Source organism: Acinetobacter beijerinckii CIP 110307 (assembly GCF_000369005.1).
Classification (GTDB): Bacteria; Pseudomonadota; Gammaproteobacteria; order Pseudomonadales; family Moraxellaceae; genus Acinetobacter; species Acinetobacter beijerinckii.
On the sequence record NZ_KB849765.1, the window covers coordinates 458,623 to 475,241 of the forward strand.

Here is a 16,619-nt window from a genome sequence, read left to right on the forward strand (position 1 = left end):
TTGCAAGGTACTCTACATTATCTCAACATTTGTAAAAAATACTGGACCAAAGCATCAACCAATTGCTTAATTAAAGCCTGCTTAGTTTCTTCATCAATTTGTGGAAATTTGCTTTCTGTTGGCTGTGATTGTCCTGAACTAAATTGTTTTTGTTGCGTTTGAATCGCTTCATTTGTGGCTTCTTCAGCACACTGACTCTGACCATCCCAATGCGAATAGCTAATGTCTTTATTTGCTTTCACATGTTGTGCGGATAATGGTAGATGATAGATATTACGCTTCTGTTGTTCAGTGAGTTGTGGGAACAAGTTAATTCCTAACTTTTCCTCTAAATAACACACACTGACGACTTTAACTTGCTGCGAATTATCATTCGGCGCGTAATAAGCACCAATAATCCCCTGCTTAGGGAGATAAACTGCTTTGTAGACGGCTGTTGGAACAATCACGCCACTGCCAATCGTTTTTAATCGTTTACCTTCAAAAATAGGACCCGTTAGCACATAAGCATCTTTATGATGTTTCGTCACTACTGCTCGAACAGCTTCTTCTAATTTACGCCATACTTCCTGATTATTTTTAGGAGCTTGTGGAACCATATTGGCCAGAGAAAAACTATCATATTGCGCTGCGGTATTGTTCATATCACCATTCGGTGCCATATGCCCGCGATCATATCCAGAGCCACGATAATCTGATAATAATGCTCGATGCGCTTGCTGTACGCGAGTTTCCTCATGGAAATTATCTTCGCGTTTAATCTTTATGCTTAAACGTTCAGGTGTTAGATATTCTGCCGTCCATAAAGGTGTTTTTGATACACCTGAATACATCACGTTAAAATCGTTAAAACATAAGGCATAGTTATTATTTTTTAGACTTTCTTTATTCAATAATGGCGGAACATCACGATAAAACTGTTTTAAGCAACCGCTATTACTTGATTGTAATGGAATGAATTTAGAGATTTTTTCATTACCAAATGCGATCGCAAAACTTCCTGTCGCAATCAAAGCTAAAATAATTTTCCCAAAATTTTGGCTTAAAAGAGTAAAAGGAGACTTACTCTTTCTGGTTGTTCTCTTCGCCATAACTACATCAAAATCAATATGAACGCGCAGCTTAACAACTCAAAAGTCCACTGTATATTGCGTTTCAGCCTAGAACGACATTTTATGTCGCAATTCTGTTCAATTAAACACCCACTCGTAAAAATGGCGCTCTAGAGCGCCATTTAGAATGATGTGTGCTACTGCTAAATTTCTATTTGACTACCCAATTCCACGACACGGTTGGTTGGAATTTGATAGAAATCGCTGACAGGACTGGTATTCCGCTGCATCGAAATAAATAGTTTTTCACGCCACGGCGACATCCCATCACCCACTGTATGCACAATACGGTCTCTTGAAATAAAGAAACTCATTTGCATCATATCAAATTCAAAATCTAACTCTTTATAAGCTTGTTCCAAAGCATTAGGAATATTCGGTTGATCCTTGAAACCATAGTAGACAAAGATGCGATAGAAATGATCCTCAAGTTTCTCTACTTTTAAACGGTCAGCCGCAGCGACATAAGGAATATCTTGCGTATATACCGTGAGCATCACATTACGATCATGCAGCACTTTATTATGTTTAATATTATGCAACATCGCATGCGGAACAATATTTGGAGTACCTGTTAAAAAGATGGCTTCACCAGGAACAAAATGTGTCTCTTTGCTCATGCCAATGCTTTTTATGAATAACTCGATCGGTAATGCATTGGTTTCCATACGGTTATATACAATTTCACGCCCACGTTTCCATGTCATCAAAATCGTATAAACCACGACACCAATTAAAATTGGCACCCATCCACCTGCTAAAATTTTCAGCGATGTTGATGCAACAAAAACTAAATCAAGAAATAAGAATGGTATCGTAAATAATGCGACTTTCCACCACGCCCAACGCCAAACCCCATAAGCCAATGTTGAGATTAAAATCGTACCGCATAACATGGTCATCGTAACCGCGACACCATATGCACTCGCAAGCTCGGCACTACTTTCAAAAAGTAAAATCAGAATCACCACAGAGATAAATAATACCCAATTAATAAAAGGTAAATAAATCTGCCCTTGCTCTACGTCTGATGTATGGTGAACTGTCAATCGGGGTAAATAGCGCAATTGAATTGCCTGATTAGCAACTGAAAATACGCCTGTAATCACGGCTTGCGAGGCAATCACTGCCGCAGCTGTAGCCAATCCAATCATTGGAAACAAAGCCCATTCTGGAACTAAGATATAGAATGGATTTTCAATCGCTTGAGGATTACGCAATAACAATGCACCCTGACCTGCATAATTCAACAATAGACATGGCAATACAATAATGAACCACGCCAATTTAATTGGCATACGTCCAAAGTGCCCCATATCAGCATATAGCGCCTCACCACCTGTCATCGTCAGTACAACAGCACCCATGGTGATAAAAGCAATGGCTGGTTGTTCAAACACGAAATTCAGTGCCCAGTAAGGATTAATCATCATCAATACGTATGGTGTTTGGATAATACTCCACAGACCAATCAAGCCGATAGAAATAAACCAAAGCAAGGTAATTGGACCAAAGAATTTCCCCATTGTCGCTGTACCATGTCGCTGTACCATAAACAATGCGGTTAAAATTCCTAAGGCAATTGGAACCAACCATTGATCTAAAGCCGGTGTAATTAGACTCAAACCTTCAATCGCAGAAAGTACAGAAATTGCAGGTGTAATGATGCCATCGCCAAAAAATAAGGATGCGCCAATAAATCCAAGTGCAATCAGATAGATCTTATTTTTATCTGAAAAAACTGTAGAACGGAGATTTAACGCCAACAGCGATATGATCCCCCCTTCACCATTGTTATCAGCTCGCATAATGACGGAAACATATTTATAGCTGATACTTAAATTCATACACCAAAAAATCAGTGACAATATACCTAAAACAGATGCTTCGTTAATTGGCATATGCCCCGTTCTGAAACACTCACGTATGGCATACAATGGACTTGTTCCAATGTCTCCAAAGACCACCCCTAAGGCTGCCAGTGTCATGACTGGCAATGCGGCTTTTTTTGCAGTGCTTTGCATATGTTGTCTTCAAAATAGAACGTTATATGCCGCAATATTATCACTAGCTAGAAAGTTTTTCTGCAAATCTGTTTGACTACAACTTGGCATGATGCTTTTTTTTAGTTACTATCGCACACCTTGGTGAGGTGTCCGAGTGGCTGAAGGAGCACGCCTGGAAAGTGTGTAAACGTTTATAGCGTTTCGAGGGTTCGAATCCCTCTCTCACCGCCAAATATACTTTCTATGATATCCCATAGAGTCCTAAAAGCTTAAATCTAAAGGGTTTAAGCTTTTTTTATTGCCTTATGCTTTCCAAGAAATACTATTGAATCCTAAGATAGTTGGGGGTATAACTGGGGGTAAAATAATTTACTCCTATTTTTTACCCCCAAATTTCTACGGAATGAACGGCAATGCTTACAGATGCGCAAGTCAGAAAGATCAAACCACTAGAAAAAAAGACCAAATATGCTGATGAAAAAGGCATGTATTTAGAAGTTACACCATCAGGTGGTATGCATTGGCGTATGAAATTTCGTCTAAATGGGAAAGAAAATATTTTTAGTATTGGCACATATCCTGAGACTACACTGGCTCAAGCAAGAAGAATTCGTGATGAAACTCGCTTACAGATAAAAGATGGCGTTAATCCTAATGAAGCAAAAAAACAAAAAAAATTACATGCAGATGAAAGTACACTCTTTAAAGTACTAGCAATGCAATGGATGCAAGATCGTAAAGATGCGATTACTGAAGGTACTTACTTACGTGATTTATCTGTTTTTGAAAAAGATCTGTTCCCTGCTTTAGGTGATACACCTATAGACCAAATCAAAGGTAAAGATATTCTTGCTTGTGCTAAAAAAATTGAAGAGCGTGGCGCATTGGAAATGGCCAAGCGTTCTATTCCTTTGACTGGTCGAATTTTTCGCTATGCAATACGTAAAGGAATTATTGAGAATGATCCGACCCCTCATCTACAAGAGGCATTAAAGCCACGAAAAGTAAAACATATGGCTCGTCTGGATATTTCTGAGTTTCCGCCATTCCTTGAGCGTATGGATCATTATCACGGTAGTATTTTAGTTAAAACTGCACTACAACTAATGACTTTAACATTTGTGAGAACTGCGGAACTAATAAACATGGAGTGGAATGAGATTGATTTTGATAATCATTTATGGAGAATTCCTGCTTATAAAATGAAAATGGCATTACCTCATATTGTTCCTTTATCAAAACAAGCTGTTGAGTTAATTGAGGGGCTAAGACCAATAACAGGTAACAAGCAATTCGTTTTTTATAATCACAGTAAAGCCAAACCGTTAAGTAATAATGCTCTTTTAAGTGCAATTCGAACAATGGGTTATATGGGGAAAATGACGGGACATGGTTTTCGAGGACTTGCGTCTACAACCTTACATGAACAAGGTTATATGCATGATGCGATTGAAATTCAATTAGCGCACACCGTTGGGAACTCGGTTTCTCAGGCTTATAACCATGCTCAGCATTTAGATTACCGAGTAAAAATGATGCAGGAATGGTCTAATTTTATTGATAATTTGAGAGAAAAATAGTCAATTTAGAAAAGCTCATCGTAAATCTAATAGGTGGAAATATGATAGCTTGAGCTTATCATCTTAAACCCTAGATAGTTACAAGCTTTAGCTTAGAAAGGTATTTCAGCTATGAACCAAACTTGATATATTCTAAATCATTATCAAGTTTTCAACAAAAGGCTCCTATCATGAGCCACTTTAATTTTGGTTTTTATTTTTAGTAGAAATTTATCATGACTTTGGATATTAAAGGCGGTTTAAAAAACACACTTCCTAGTGCCAATAAATATGTTGTGGTAGAAGAACTACTATCTAATGCTATTGATTCCTACCTAATTCGTCGAAAAGAGGATGCGAGCACCCCCAAACTAACTATCACATTTGAAATAGAATTTTATCAAAAAACTTTATTTACTGATGGCGAATATGATTTGGCTATTTCTTGCTTAGAAAATGGAGCAGGATTTTGTAATGAGCAGGTCAAAGCCTTTGTAACTAAGGATTCGACTTATAAAGATTATCTCCATATAGAAGGACTAGGAAAATGTAAAGGTGCAGGTAGAATTCAATTTTTTCACTACTTTGAAATACTTAATATTGATAGTGTCTACTTAGATAAAGATAAGCTAAAACGCAGAATACTTTCTATAAAACCAGAGACCAGAGAAATTTCAGAGTCTCATTTTTCTCAATATGAACTTGAATCTACGGATATAAACACAAAAGTAACACTCAAAGGTATTAAAAAAAACTCATTTAAAAATCAAAATGATATATTAACGATTCGTAATGATTTTTCAGCACTCAAATTAAAAAAATATGTTTTAACAACATTCTTACAGCGCTTAATACTCTTAAAAGAATTAATTGGAGAGTTTTCAATTAATTTTCATGATAACGATAATGGCGAACGAACTTCATCTACTATTTCTTCAGATGATTTACCGTTACCAGTGGATAATAAGACCCTAGTATTAAGATGTTCACATAGCAATTTATCTAAGCCGTCATACGATCTAAAAATTACAAGATATTCTATTACGCCGTCTGAGAATAGCAGCGAACAACATGAAATTGCACTTTGTGCTAATTCTGCAATAGTTTGCTCTCTAGCAAAGAAATTTTTCCGTACGACTTCTGATCTCAAAAAGCCTATTGATGGTTACTTTGAATTAATACTTGTAGAAAGTGAATTTCTTGAAAGCAAAGTGAATCAGCAAAGAGATGCTTTTAATATTCCCAAAGAATGTTCTAGTGGTGAAGATCTTATTGATGAAATTTCAATGCAGGATATTATCGAAGCTTTAGAAGATTATGTTTATTTAATTATAACTCCGAAAGATTTTGATAAAGAAGCTTTAATCAACTCTACTCAAGAAAGATTTGGCATATCTCGAACCATGCTTGAGGATACCAATATCAAAATTCACTTCAGCGATACAGAAGAGAATATCGCTAAGCGTGTTTTAAAGAAGCTTCAGGAAGACATTGTTAAAGATACGTCAAACCTCTTTGATATTAAACAAAGAGTACTACTCCTAGATCCTCGTAGCGAAGATTTCAGAACACAAATTAACGACCTTTCTTGGAAATACACAAGTTCGCTCAAAAAAATGGACATGGCTAATTTATCTCAACTGATAGTTCGTCGCTCTTCAATGATTGAAGTGTTAAGAAAAGCTGTGAGACTTATGCTTGCATGCCAAGAGCAATCTTCTGTTGTACGTCGTGAGGATGAAAAAATAATCCACAATGTATTTTTCCCCACAGGAAAAAACAATACAGAAAGTATTGATCATGATATTTGGATATTAAACGAGGAATATCATTATTTTGAACATATAGCTTCAGACAGACCCCTATCATCTTTCGTATGGAAAGATCAGAAAAAACTGTTTGAATCGGATATTGATGAAAGCTTAGAAGCATTATTCAAAAAAAATAATAATGATCATTCTAAAAAACGTCCAGATATTGCAATTTTTAATGAAGAAGGCTCAGCAATTATTATTGAATTTAAGGCACCTAAAGTACCTCTTCAAGATCATATTCCTGATTTAGTACAGTATTCGAGACTCCTAGCAGCAAAATCTGGTGGAAAAATAAAAAAATTCTATGGTTATCTAATTGGCACTGAATTAGATGAGTCAAGAATGCCAACTAACTATGAAAAATTCCCTAGTGGTCTAGGTTACTTTAATACTAGTGTTATATCCGATCCTGCAACAAGAATCCCCTATGGCGAGCTATATACTGAAATTCTTTTCTATGATCAGTTTATAGATAGGGCAGAAAAGAGGCTTAATATTTATAAGAAAAAATTAAACATTGAATTTTAATGTCAACATAGCGGATTAAGCAAAACAGTATTAATACTCTGGTTTAAGTTAACGAACAGTTCTACTTTATCTAGAGTATACCTGTACCAGTCTGATGCTTTAACAAAGCTGCCAATTGTGAACCTGATTTTAGTTTCTCTGTGTAAGGGCAACCTTGGTCATTAGGTGCCCAATGTGGACATCTTAGATAATATTGATCTAACAACCCAATACCATTCTTTTTCTTTTGTAAAATCATCGGCTCAGCATGCATTGGGCAACAAACAATGTTAATACCTTGCTTTTTATTTCTTAGATCAGATTGTAAATCATCCATACGCTCTATAATACTTTCAGAAGTACTATGATCGTGAAGAATAATATTAAAATCTTGGGCAGGAAGGCTAAACTCAGGTGCAGATGTATCTGTCATTAATGCCAAATCTTGTTGAGATAAATTTTCACGATACTCACACAAATGAATCAGCTGATTATTAAAATACCAACCTGTACATCCCCAATAAAAGTCTTGTGGTTTTACATGAACTAAATTGCGTGCCCACTGCAGTTTCATAGGTCTTTGACATTTAGAACATGACTTGGCCATTGTATCAGCAAAGGCATTCCACTGAAGAACATGTGTTGTTTCTAAACCAATTTCAACTTTGTGGATATTCTCTTCATTTTGTTGGAATTTATCAGCAGCAATGATTTGACTATCATTTTTAATCCTTTGTTTAAGAAAATTTCTTTCCTCATCAAGTTCATATAACCTTTTACGTTGTTGTTCAGTAATACGTCCATTTTCATTTAGCTTTCGACGTAAAAATTGAATTTCTTGATTAAGCTCATGTATTTTTTCTTGTTTTTATTTCTCTCATCATAAACAGTCTTTGTGATAATTTCTTTCGCAGAAAAATAGGTCTTCACAGTAGAAACCACTTCAGAAACCGCGTTCACAGCCACACTGAATAAAGATCCAATGCCAGAAAACAACATATCAAAAAAGCCCATAACTACCCCATGCAAGGGAGTCTATGACTCAGCCATAGACTCCCTTTTACTTACTTAACTAGGCTCATCAAACTGCTAAAGCTATCAATCACGGCATACTTTACGTCATCACCTAAAGACTGATTTTCTTCATTCAACGTTGCAAAGAATTTCTTAGCACTATCAATTTTACGTTTTTCTTTATCACGTAGGTCAGCATCATTCATAGAACCTTTTGTTTCTGCGACAAAATAAACTTGGCGTACTTTATCTTTATCAAAAGCAATTGCCCAGTCAGGGTTATAGTTCCCAAATGGCGTAGGAATTTGAAAACGATCTGGAAGTTTTGCGTAAACAATCACTTCATCAGCCCCATCCAACTCTTCTACAAACTTGCGTTCATTATCAGAATCAGTTACTACATAATCCCAAATGTGGCGGTCTGCTTTAAAGGACTTTAATGGAATATTTTCATTACTTACAAAAATATCATTTTCAGGATAACCCTCTTTTAATGGATTGTATTTTAAACCCTGAATCACCATGGATGCTTGTTGCTCATTGATAATTCTACTCATTTCACGAATAAACGCTTCAGGGTTTAATTTAAATTGAGCAAAAACAGAGGCATTAATCCCTTTGAGAATCTGTGCTACAGTCTTTCGGGTCAAGTTGGTATCTTCCGCAATATTACCAACCAAGTCATATTGCACCTGAGAGTGAATCGATAAAGTACTATTTTCAGTTTTAGAGGTCATTTTTCCAAAAGCTTCTTTTGACTTCAATTCATCAAAACTCACCTCATCTTTCATTGAAGATTCAGCAAGCTTGTAAGTTAAAGTTTCTACAAACTTGTTGTTACGCTCTTTTGCTGTACGCTCAACACAACTAATACTGTCACTAATCAACTTGTTAGAATCAATCTGAATTTGATAAATCGCTTTACGATTAATTTTTTTCCATAAATCCTGAAATTCTTTACGCTCAAGATTTTTAGAGTTGATGTGGTTAGTCAAACGCTTATTAGCATCCTCAGTCATACCATCAGTCGCTTTAGGATCAAAAATACTATCAATTAGCTTTGTAATTTGAGCTGTATAGGGTTGCAACTCATCAGGGAGTGTAACCAGCTCACCATTGGCTTTGTCTTGATGATATTTAGGTGCAATATGATCATTATCATCGATATAGTCATTTCGTGTCAGATACTTATGAATCTGTTTTGCCATAACTTTCGTCACTTCAAGTTTTGAACCATCTGAAAGTGTGAATACCTTGCCTTCAAAGTACTCAGGCGTTGCTTGTGTTGGGCGACTCGCCAATGTATTTACAATCTCTGTCTGCAATTTAGCAACAAAGTCTTTGTAACTTTCATTGGTGACAACAGTCAGATTATTTAAACGATGAACTTCACCTAATGCACCAAAATAGTTGGCATCCATACGTTCGCCATTTTTATTCACCGCTAAGCGTAGACCACGCCCTACTTCTTGACGACGTGAAATCGTATTATCTGAATGCTTCAATGTACAAATCACGAAAACGTTTGGATTGTCCCAACCTTCTCGTAAAGCAGAATGTGAAAAAATAAAACGTGTTGGTTCTTCAAAAGAAAGTAAGCGCTCTTTATCTTTTAAAATGAGATCGTAGGCATCGATATCATCCGCTTGTTGCACGGATACGCCCAATTCTTCATCTTTGACTTTCTTTAATGCAGGATCAGTTAATTTTTTTGATTTTTTATCGATCGAAAAATAGCCATTATGTGTTGTACCTATGTCAATAGACTTTAGATATTCTTGATATGGATCATTTTCTATATTGAGATCCAAAAAATCATTTAAAACAAATTGATATTGTTCTTTAAAGATTTGAGTGTATTCACCATCAACGGGATTGTTATCTTCATCATACTGACGGTATTTTGCCACTTCATCGATAAAGAAAAGACTCAAAACTTTAATACCTTGATTGTAAAGCTGACGTTCTTTTTGAAGATGTGCACGAATTGTTTCACGGATTTGAATCGTGCGCATAACTTGTTCATCAACATGTCCAACGGCTTCGCCTACATGGATTTTTTTCCCATTTTCAAAAGTAACAGAGTTATCCCGTGCATCAATATCGATGACAACGTAACGGTCATGGTATTGCTCAGCCTGTCCAGAGATATTATAAAGATTATCACCCTTTTTAATCTGTCGAATTAAACGCCTAAATCCATTTTTTTCTGCAATCTCTAATTCAAGACGTGCAATTGGTGCAGATTTTGAGACAAGGATATCTTGCAGATACAAGTAACCATGTGTACCTGTTAAACCTTGGACTTGGATACCTTTAACCGTGATTTTCTTTACTAATTTTTGGTTATAAGCATCTAAAGCATCTAAACGGTACACTAAATTGTAGTCACGTTTATGCGTCGCAGAATAACGTAGAATAAATAATGGCTTGAAGTTTGCTAAAGATTGTAAGGTTTTTTCCGCACCCATTTTTTGAGGTTCATCCAAAATTAGAATTGGACGGTTACGACTAATCACATCAATCGGTCTACGAGATTGAAATTCATCGAGTTCATCATAAATACGACGGTTATCTTTACCAGTGGCATTAAACGCTTGCACGTTAATGACCATGACATTAATACCTGCATTTGAGCTAAAGCTTTCTAAGTGATGTAAGGCTTTGGAATCATAGATAAAGAAGCGGGCTTTTTTACCATATTGATCTTTTTCCATAAAGTGGTCTGCTGTCATCTGTAAGGTTTTATAAACACCTTCACGAATGGCAACACTTGGCACCACAATAATAAACTTTGACCAGCCATACTGCTTATGCAGTTCAAACATGGTACGGATATAACAATAGGTTTTCCCTGTACCAGTTTCCATTTCAATATTTAGATTGAGTGGACTACCAGTGAGGTTTTTACCTTTAACATCATCAGTAATTAAACCTGATGATGGCTCTAAAATATTCGCCATTTGTACATTTTGAATATTTTTAAGCACTGCATCTAGGTTAAAAATTTGAGCATTTTCAAAACCAACGTCAGCCACTACTTTTTTAGGTTTACCACGCTGTAAGTCTAATGTCTCTTCAAGCATGTCTGCTTGTGCTGTTGGTTTTTTAGTTTTTACTGCACCTTGGTCGATCATATAACGATGACCTTCCAACTTGGGTTGTCCAATAAAACATTCTACCACTGCCTTTACAGCATCTTTCTGATAATCAAGTGTTTTAAAATGGATTTTCATCTATTCAATCCTCTTAAATAAACTTAACTTCAGTTTCAGGCGACAACTGTTTAAAGCGTTCTTTGATATTAGTTTTGTCATGGTCGAGCTGAATTGCACGTTCTGCCGAGACTACTCGTAAAGGTTTGTCTTGAGCAATCTCATCCACCATGGCAAAGTTAATTTCGTCAAAACATGCCACAAGGCTATTGCCTGCGACATAAAAGACTTCTTTGCCTTGAATAATTTTTTGTTCTATGGGTAATGAAAGTTCTAAACCCCAATCTAGCATCACTTGGAACAACAAGTCTTCAGAGGTACTGTCTTCTTTAATATGATCTGCTAAATCTAAAATGTCCGCTTGTGTATAAGCATCTGGTGTGTAATACACATCCTTCATATTGGTAGAGTCGATTTTTAGAACACGGAAGCCTATATCTAAGTTTTCAATGCCTTCTTTTTCTGCATTTTCAGTTAGGATTTTTTGACCTGCACGACAAATACGTTCTTTAGATATTTCAGCAATATTTTTATAACCAGCCTTGAATGCTTCAGATTTTTCATCCGTTGGTTCGGGTAACTGCACCATAATAAATTTACGATGACCTTGATCTTCTGCATTTAATTGCATTACAGCATGGGCTGTAGTTGAGGAACCTGCAAAAAAATCTAAAATTGTTATATCTTTATCTTGGTTTATAATTTTAATTAAATATTTAATCAAACCAACCGGTTTTGAAAAGTCAAAAGGTATTCCTATTTTCTTTATTAAATCAGCACCTTGCCTATTAATAAATTGATCAATATAATTTCGAGGAGCCGCTCCTTTTTCTTGTCTATCAGTTAAATAGCTTTTAGTGTATAAATTCCATTTTGATTTATTTCCAATCTCATCAAATAGAGGAGAACTTTTTGTTTCTTTAAAAACAATCTCGTTTCGATCTTTCATTCCTAAAAAAGTTTCCTCTACCACTCTCCAACGCTTTCCTTCAGGTGGAATACATTTTGTCCCATCAGGACACTCAATAAAATAACGAGCATTTCTTGAGCGCTCTAGCGTTAAAGATGATTGATATAATGCTACATCATCACGATATAGTTCTCCTTTCCTTGGGCCAACATTTTCAACTTTTTTGAATAGATCAACTTTAACTTCATCATTGAAAGAACGACTTAAACTTTCATTTTTTGCATAACAAATCAAATAATCTGTTGAAGGTGCAAAAAACTTGCCTGCATCACTAGCAGTTTTTGCGACACGAGAAATAATGGCGAGCTTATTACTGTCGCCAAAAACTTCAGATAACATTTTTTCTGCGTTACTAACTTCTTCTTGACCAATTTGAAAAAAAATAATTCCATCATCACTCAAAAGGTTTCTGGCTAATTTTAAACGGCTATACATCATACTGAGCCAATCAGAATGAAAGCGTCCATTGCTATCAGTATTTGCAACTAACTTGTTACCTTCATCATCTGTTTGGTTAGAACGTTCAAAAAAAGCATCTGTACTTTCTGCAAAATCATCTTCGTAAATAAAATCATTGCCCGTGTTATAGGGCGGGTCGATGTAAATCATTTTGACCTTCCCCAAATAGTTCTCTTGCAACAGTTTTAAAGCTTCTAAGTTGTCACCCTCAATAAACAAGTTTTCTGTGCTATCAAAATTAACACTTTCCTCACGGCATGGACGCAAGGTTTTCGCAATAGGTGCATTGGCAGTCAAAATAGATTCTTTCTTTCCCACCCAATCCAAACGGTAACGTTCTTGCTCCCCCTCAACCAAAACATGGGAAAGTTCTTGTTTGAGCAAATCAAAATCAATGGTTTTTTTCACTTCGCTATTTTCACCTTGTGCTTCTGTGACACAATTCGGGAATAAGGCTGCTATCTTTTCAATATTGCTATCCACAAGGTTAGGGCTGTGCATTTTTAGTTGGTCTTGGTTTGGCATTTATACAATCTCAATCATTTAATCTTAAAAATCTAAATTTTCCATATCCCAGTTTTTACCGAAATATGGACGTAATTGTTCGAGTGCTGTCGGCAATTCATCGGTACAGGTCACTCCTAAATAATTGGCTGCTCGCGTTGCACCGACATATAAGAACTTCTGATATAAATCAGGATGCTGTTGTAGTAGTTGATCTACCCCAACAAAGAAAACCGCTTCAAATTCTAAGCCCTTAATATACTCAATGCTACAAACACGTACATCCGTTGCATTGCCTACACTTTGACCTTGCAAACATGCAATGGCTTTTAAATTAAACTCATCTAAATATTCTGTGAGTTTTTTCGCCATATGTTGTACATCAGCTTCATCTTTTACTAAGACAACAATAGAAGGTAAAAGTTGCTCTTCTGCATGATTTGTATTGACTAGACGTTCAATTTCACTAATACGCAGGGTAATCCAGTGAGCAATATCATTTAAGTCTTCATGATATTCTGCTATAACAGGGGCTAAACCTGCAAAATCCGTAAACTTTGGTAATTCAGAACGTGCGGCCAAATCACTTTCATCCATTAAGTCCAAAATTGCATGTGTAAATTCATTTAATTTAGGGCTCTGACGATAAATGATATTAATACGTTCAATTTCTAACTTTTGAGAAATCCATTCAATGAGTTCTAAATCCTTGATCCCATGTGAAGTTAAACGCTGATTAAAGTCACCACAAGCAAAAAAAGAATTGAGTAATGGATTGGTCATAGCTTGCATACATGCCAATTGTAATGCAGAAAAGTCAGTGGCTTCATCTACCATGATTTGATCTTTTAACAGAGTATCTCTTAAACTTTTTAACTCTTGGAATGCAATTTCATCAATATTTCTAATGATATAAGACTCGGTGAGTAAATCTTTAATATTGCGAAGTATCACCAACAAAATTAAATCCAGCTCTGCTTGTGAAATTTTCTTCGCATCAAACTTCTGAACTGAAAAAAAATGTTGATAATGTTCTTCTTTTCTAAACTTTTTAAATAGACTTGTTGGCTTTTTATATAAACGTTTCCAGCAATTTAGGTTATGACGTAAACCATTTTGCAAAGCAATACCACGTCCTAATTGGCTGAGTCTTTCATCAGAAGGTAATTTCCCATCTAACCACTCAAGCAACTTAGCATCTTTACTGTTTTTTTTCAGTGTTTTCTTTAGGTAGCGATTACGCGCAAGCTTCTTTAGAAACTTTAGATATTCGGCTAAAGCTTTGGCTTGTTGAGTATGATTGACTGGTGCATCAATCTCATCATCGTCATAATCAGCTTCATCATCCTCATCTTCTTCCACATTCTTTAAGCTTTCTAAAAAGCGTGCAAGTTCTTCAAGAATATTTTCATGTTTATTAATCAGTAGGTTTTTTTCTTCCTGAATAATTTTTTCACTGATTTTTTTCTCACCTTCAATCATTTTTTTAATTTGATTTTCAAGCTCAAAAAGCTGTCTATATTTGCTCTTGACTGAATTCTCACTCGTAATAATCACACTAATTTTTTCAATGAGTTTTTCATCATTAAGACCAGAGGCCTGCTTTAAGATTTTTAGACCGTTGTTTAGCTCTGTATTTAAAGACAATTCAATAAAATTTTGGAAACTTGAATAGAAGCGACGTGGATCATCTATATATTCTTGTTTCACAAATTCTTCATTTTGCACTAAAGTCAACCCTGAAGTATTGATGGGACTTTTGAGAATACCTAAAGTTTTACGTGCAATATTACGAGCGCAATCAGACCAAGTAATTAAATTATCTTTAATTGCAATACCTTCATAATTAAAGGCTTTTAATAAATATTCTTTTAAAAGATCTGAAGGGGTAAACATTAACCAATCATTAAACCCTTTACCATCTTTACCTAAATTTTTCAATAATTGTAATTCTGATTCTTGAAATGAACCTTCCGAAATATCTAACTTTTGCCCTAATCGCTTAATTAAAGTTGTCGTTTTTCCTGTGCCTGGTGGGCCTAAAATAATGCGTTGTGAATTGATAGGCAAACGAAAAATATTATCTTGATATTCATCTAACGCAGCTTGGCTACGCAATGACATCCCTGAGCGTATGTTGCGGGTTAGTGTTTTTAATTTGCCAGATAAAGTTTGCTCTTGTTCATGTAATTGTTTGAGATAAGCTTCAACATCAATCCCTTTATCTTCAAGACTCTCTAACAATTGACGAAAAGAGTCTAAATTTACTTTTTCATTCTCTGTTAGAACTTCTACTTCTAAACAATCCCATACCTCTTCAATCATACGAGGCGTGAATTTAATTTTTCGACCTACATAGTACTCTTGTTTACCAAACACAATGTCTGATCCACAATTTAAAGCTGCTAAACGACCTAGTGGCGCACGATAGCTAATAAAATCAATTTTTTTCTCACGCCAATCATTTAAGCCCGTAGGTGGTGCAACCTTTGAAATATACACACTGCGACAATAATTGTGATCTACATCTTCTAAGTCCACACGCATAAACACTGGTTCTTTAAATAGCTCAAGACTATCTTTTTGTACAAAATTTGAGGCATTTTCTAATATTAGAAATGCATTGTCAGTAAATGAATTTGCAGTAATCACTGAACCAGAAAAACCAGATTGCTCTAATATATTTTTTGCTTTCAGTGAGATATCAGAAACAATATCTAATGTCTGCCGAGCAATTATATTAATTTCCTGATTTGACATGTTATCCCTCTTATTTCAATAAGCTTTTTATCTGTTTCAACTGAATGTTTAGCTCAGCTATTTTCTGATTAATTTCAACCTTACGATTAAACTGTTTTTCATTTCTCAACTTGGATTTCAACTGATCAAACTGTTTTAACAAGCTTTCAAGTTGTTGGGCTTTCTGTAATTTAATTTCAAGGGAAATAGATTCCCGATCTTGGTGCTGTTCTCCACTTACTGCTAGTGGTAATAACTGTTCGATAAAATGTTCATATAGATCAGACAATTTTAGGTAAAGAGGTAATTCAGCACGGTTATGGTCTTCTAACCACTCAGAAGCATAATATTGACCTATCACAGCTTTGCTTTTATCTGCTTGATTCAACCGTTTATACGTTGCAACGACTTTAACTTTATCCTGATAAACCACTTCAAAAATAATAGGCGTTAAAATGAGTTTGTCGATAAAAGATAGGATTGAAATATCTAAATTTTCCACACGACTTTTCACTCGAAAAATTTGAATTTCTTTCAAGTCATCTTGATCTTCAAGGTGAATCGTAGAAGCTGCCAATTTATAAACCCAACGAACACTCTCGACCTGATTCACAAATAATTGCTCAATTTTACCGTTAGCTTTACCTTGTTCGTAGAACTTGTTTTTCGGAATTATGCGGTCAACTTTTGCTTGTTGTGGAAATTGATATAGCTTCATGA

Annotated in this window: 10 protein-coding genes and 1 tRNA gene; 3 read left to right on the forward strand and 8 right to left on the reverse strand. The window is 35.4% G+C overall.

Features of this window, described 5'->3' with window-relative positions; genetic code table 11:
• Positions 1-17: 17 nt before the first annotated feature.
• Positions 18-1,091: a DNA/RNA non-specific endonuclease gene (locus F933_RS07775; RefSeq protein WP_005060053.1), complete on the reverse strand. Its 1,074-nt coding sequence runs from the start codon at positions 1,089-1,091 to the stop codon at positions 18-20.
• 164 nt (positions 1,092-1,255) lie between these two features.
• Complete coding sequence (locus F933_RS07780; RefSeq protein ID WP_005060055.1) at positions 1,256-3,136, reverse strand: potassium transporter Kup; 1,881 nt, start codon at positions 3,134-3,136, stop codon at positions 1,256-1,258.
• A 122-nt stretch (positions 3,137-3,258) separates the two neighbouring features.
• Here F933_RS07780 and F933_RS07785 point away from each other — a divergent pair.
• The 3 genes from F933_RS07785 to F933_RS07795 all read left to right on the forward strand — a co-directional run bounded on the left by F933_RS07785 (position 3,259) and on the right by F933_RS07795 (position 7,019).
• Positions 3,259-3,349 (forward strand) — tRNA-Ser (locus F933_RS07785).
• A gap of 182 nt (positions 3,350-3,531) precedes the next feature.
• Entirely contained in the window at positions 3,532-4,698 is a 1,167-nt protein-coding gene (locus F933_RS07790) for a tyrosine-type recombinase/integrase (protein ID WP_005060057.1), read from the forward strand.
• A gap of 215 nt (positions 4,699-4,913) precedes the next feature.
• Positions 4,914-7,019 carry a hypothetical protein gene (locus F933_RS07795; protein ID WP_005060058.1) on the forward strand — a complete coding sequence of 702 codons (2,106 nt, stop codon included), beginning with the start codon at positions 4,914-4,916 and terminating at the stop codon, positions 7,017-7,019.
• A gap of 70 nt (positions 7,020-7,089) precedes the next feature.
• On the opposite strand, the gene F933_RS17385 is transcribed toward F933_RS07795, so the two are convergent.
• The 6 genes from F933_RS17385 to F933_RS07820 all read right to left on the reverse strand — a co-directional run bounded on the left by F933_RS17385 (position 7,090) and on the right by F933_RS07820 (position 16,617).
• Positions 7,090-7,572, reverse strand: coding sequence for a hypothetical protein (locus F933_RS17385; protein WP_005060059.1), 483 nt, complete (start codon positions 7,570-7,572; stop codon positions 7,090-7,092).
• 236 nt (positions 7,573-7,808) lie between these two features.
• The gene (locus F933_RS17390) at positions 7,809-8,012 is read right to left on the reverse strand and encodes a hypothetical protein (protein WP_228127866.1); all 204 of its coding nucleotides are present in this window, start codon (positions 8,010-8,012) and stop codon (positions 7,809-7,811) included.
• A gap of 50 nt (positions 8,013-8,062) precedes the next feature.
• Complete coding sequence (locus F933_RS07805) at positions 8,063-11,248, reverse strand: type III restriction-modification system endonuclease (RefSeq protein WP_005060061.1); 3,186 nt, start codon at positions 11,246-11,248, stop codon at positions 8,063-8,065.
• A gap of 13 nt (positions 11,249-11,261) precedes the next feature.
• Positions 11,262-13,181, reverse strand: a complete 1,920-nt coding sequence (locus F933_RS07810) for a site-specific DNA-methyltransferase (RefSeq protein WP_005060063.1) — start codon at positions 13,179-13,181, stop codon at positions 11,262-11,264.
• A 24-nt stretch (positions 13,182-13,205) separates the two neighbouring features.
• Entirely contained in the window at positions 13,206-15,920 is a 2,715-nt protein-coding gene (locus F933_RS07815; protein ID WP_005060065.1) for an ATP-binding domain-containing protein, read from the reverse strand.
• Positions 15,921-15,930: 10 nt separating this feature from the next.
• Positions 15,931-16,617: a DUF4391 domain-containing protein gene (locus F933_RS07820; protein WP_005060066.1), complete on the reverse strand. Its 687-nt coding sequence runs from the start codon at positions 16,615-16,617 to the stop codon at positions 15,931-15,933.
• Positions 16,618-16,619 lie beyond the last annotated feature (2 nt).

Excerpts from the sequence above, each read along its gene's own strand:
- F933_RS07780 (WP_005060055.1), bottom strand. The coding sequence starts at position 3,136 with ATGCAAAGCACTGCAAAAAAAGCCGCATTGCCAGTCATGACACTGGCA.
- F933_RS07815 (WP_005060065.1), bottom strand. The coding sequence starts at position 15,920 with ATGTCAAATCAGGAAATTAATATAATTGCTCGGCAGACATTAGATATT.
- F933_RS07805 (WP_005060061.1), bottom strand. The coding sequence starts at position 11,248 with ATGAAAATCCATTTTAAAACACTTGATTATCAGAAAGATGCTGTAAAG.
- F933_RS07810 (WP_005060063.1), bottom strand. The coding sequence starts at position 13,181 with ATGCCAAACCAAGACCAACTAAAAATGCACAGCCCTAACCTTGTGGAT.
- F933_RS07775 (WP_005060053.1), bottom strand. The coding sequence starts at position 1,091 with ATGGCGAAGAGAACAACCAGAAAGAGTAAGTCTCCTTTTACTCTTTTA.
- F933_RS07795 (WP_005060058.1), top strand. The coding sequence starts at position 4,914 with ATGACTTTGGATATTAAAGGCGGTTTAAAAAACACACTTCCTAGTGCC.
- F933_RS17390 (WP_228127866.1), bottom strand. The coding sequence starts at position 8,012 with ATGGGCTTTTTTGATATGTTGTTTTCTGGCATTGGATCTTTATTCAGT.
- F933_RS07790 (WP_005060057.1), top strand. The coding sequence starts at position 3,532 with ATGCTTACAGATGCGCAAGTCAGAAAGATCAAACCACTAGAAAAAAAG.
- F933_RS07820 (WP_005060066.1), bottom strand. The coding sequence starts at position 16,617 with ATGAAGCTATATCAATTTCCACAACAAGCAAAAGTTGACCGCATAATT.
- F933_RS17385 (WP_005060059.1), bottom strand. The coding sequence starts at position 7,572 with ATGAAACTGCAGTGGGCACGCAATTTAGTTCATGTAAAACCACAAGAC.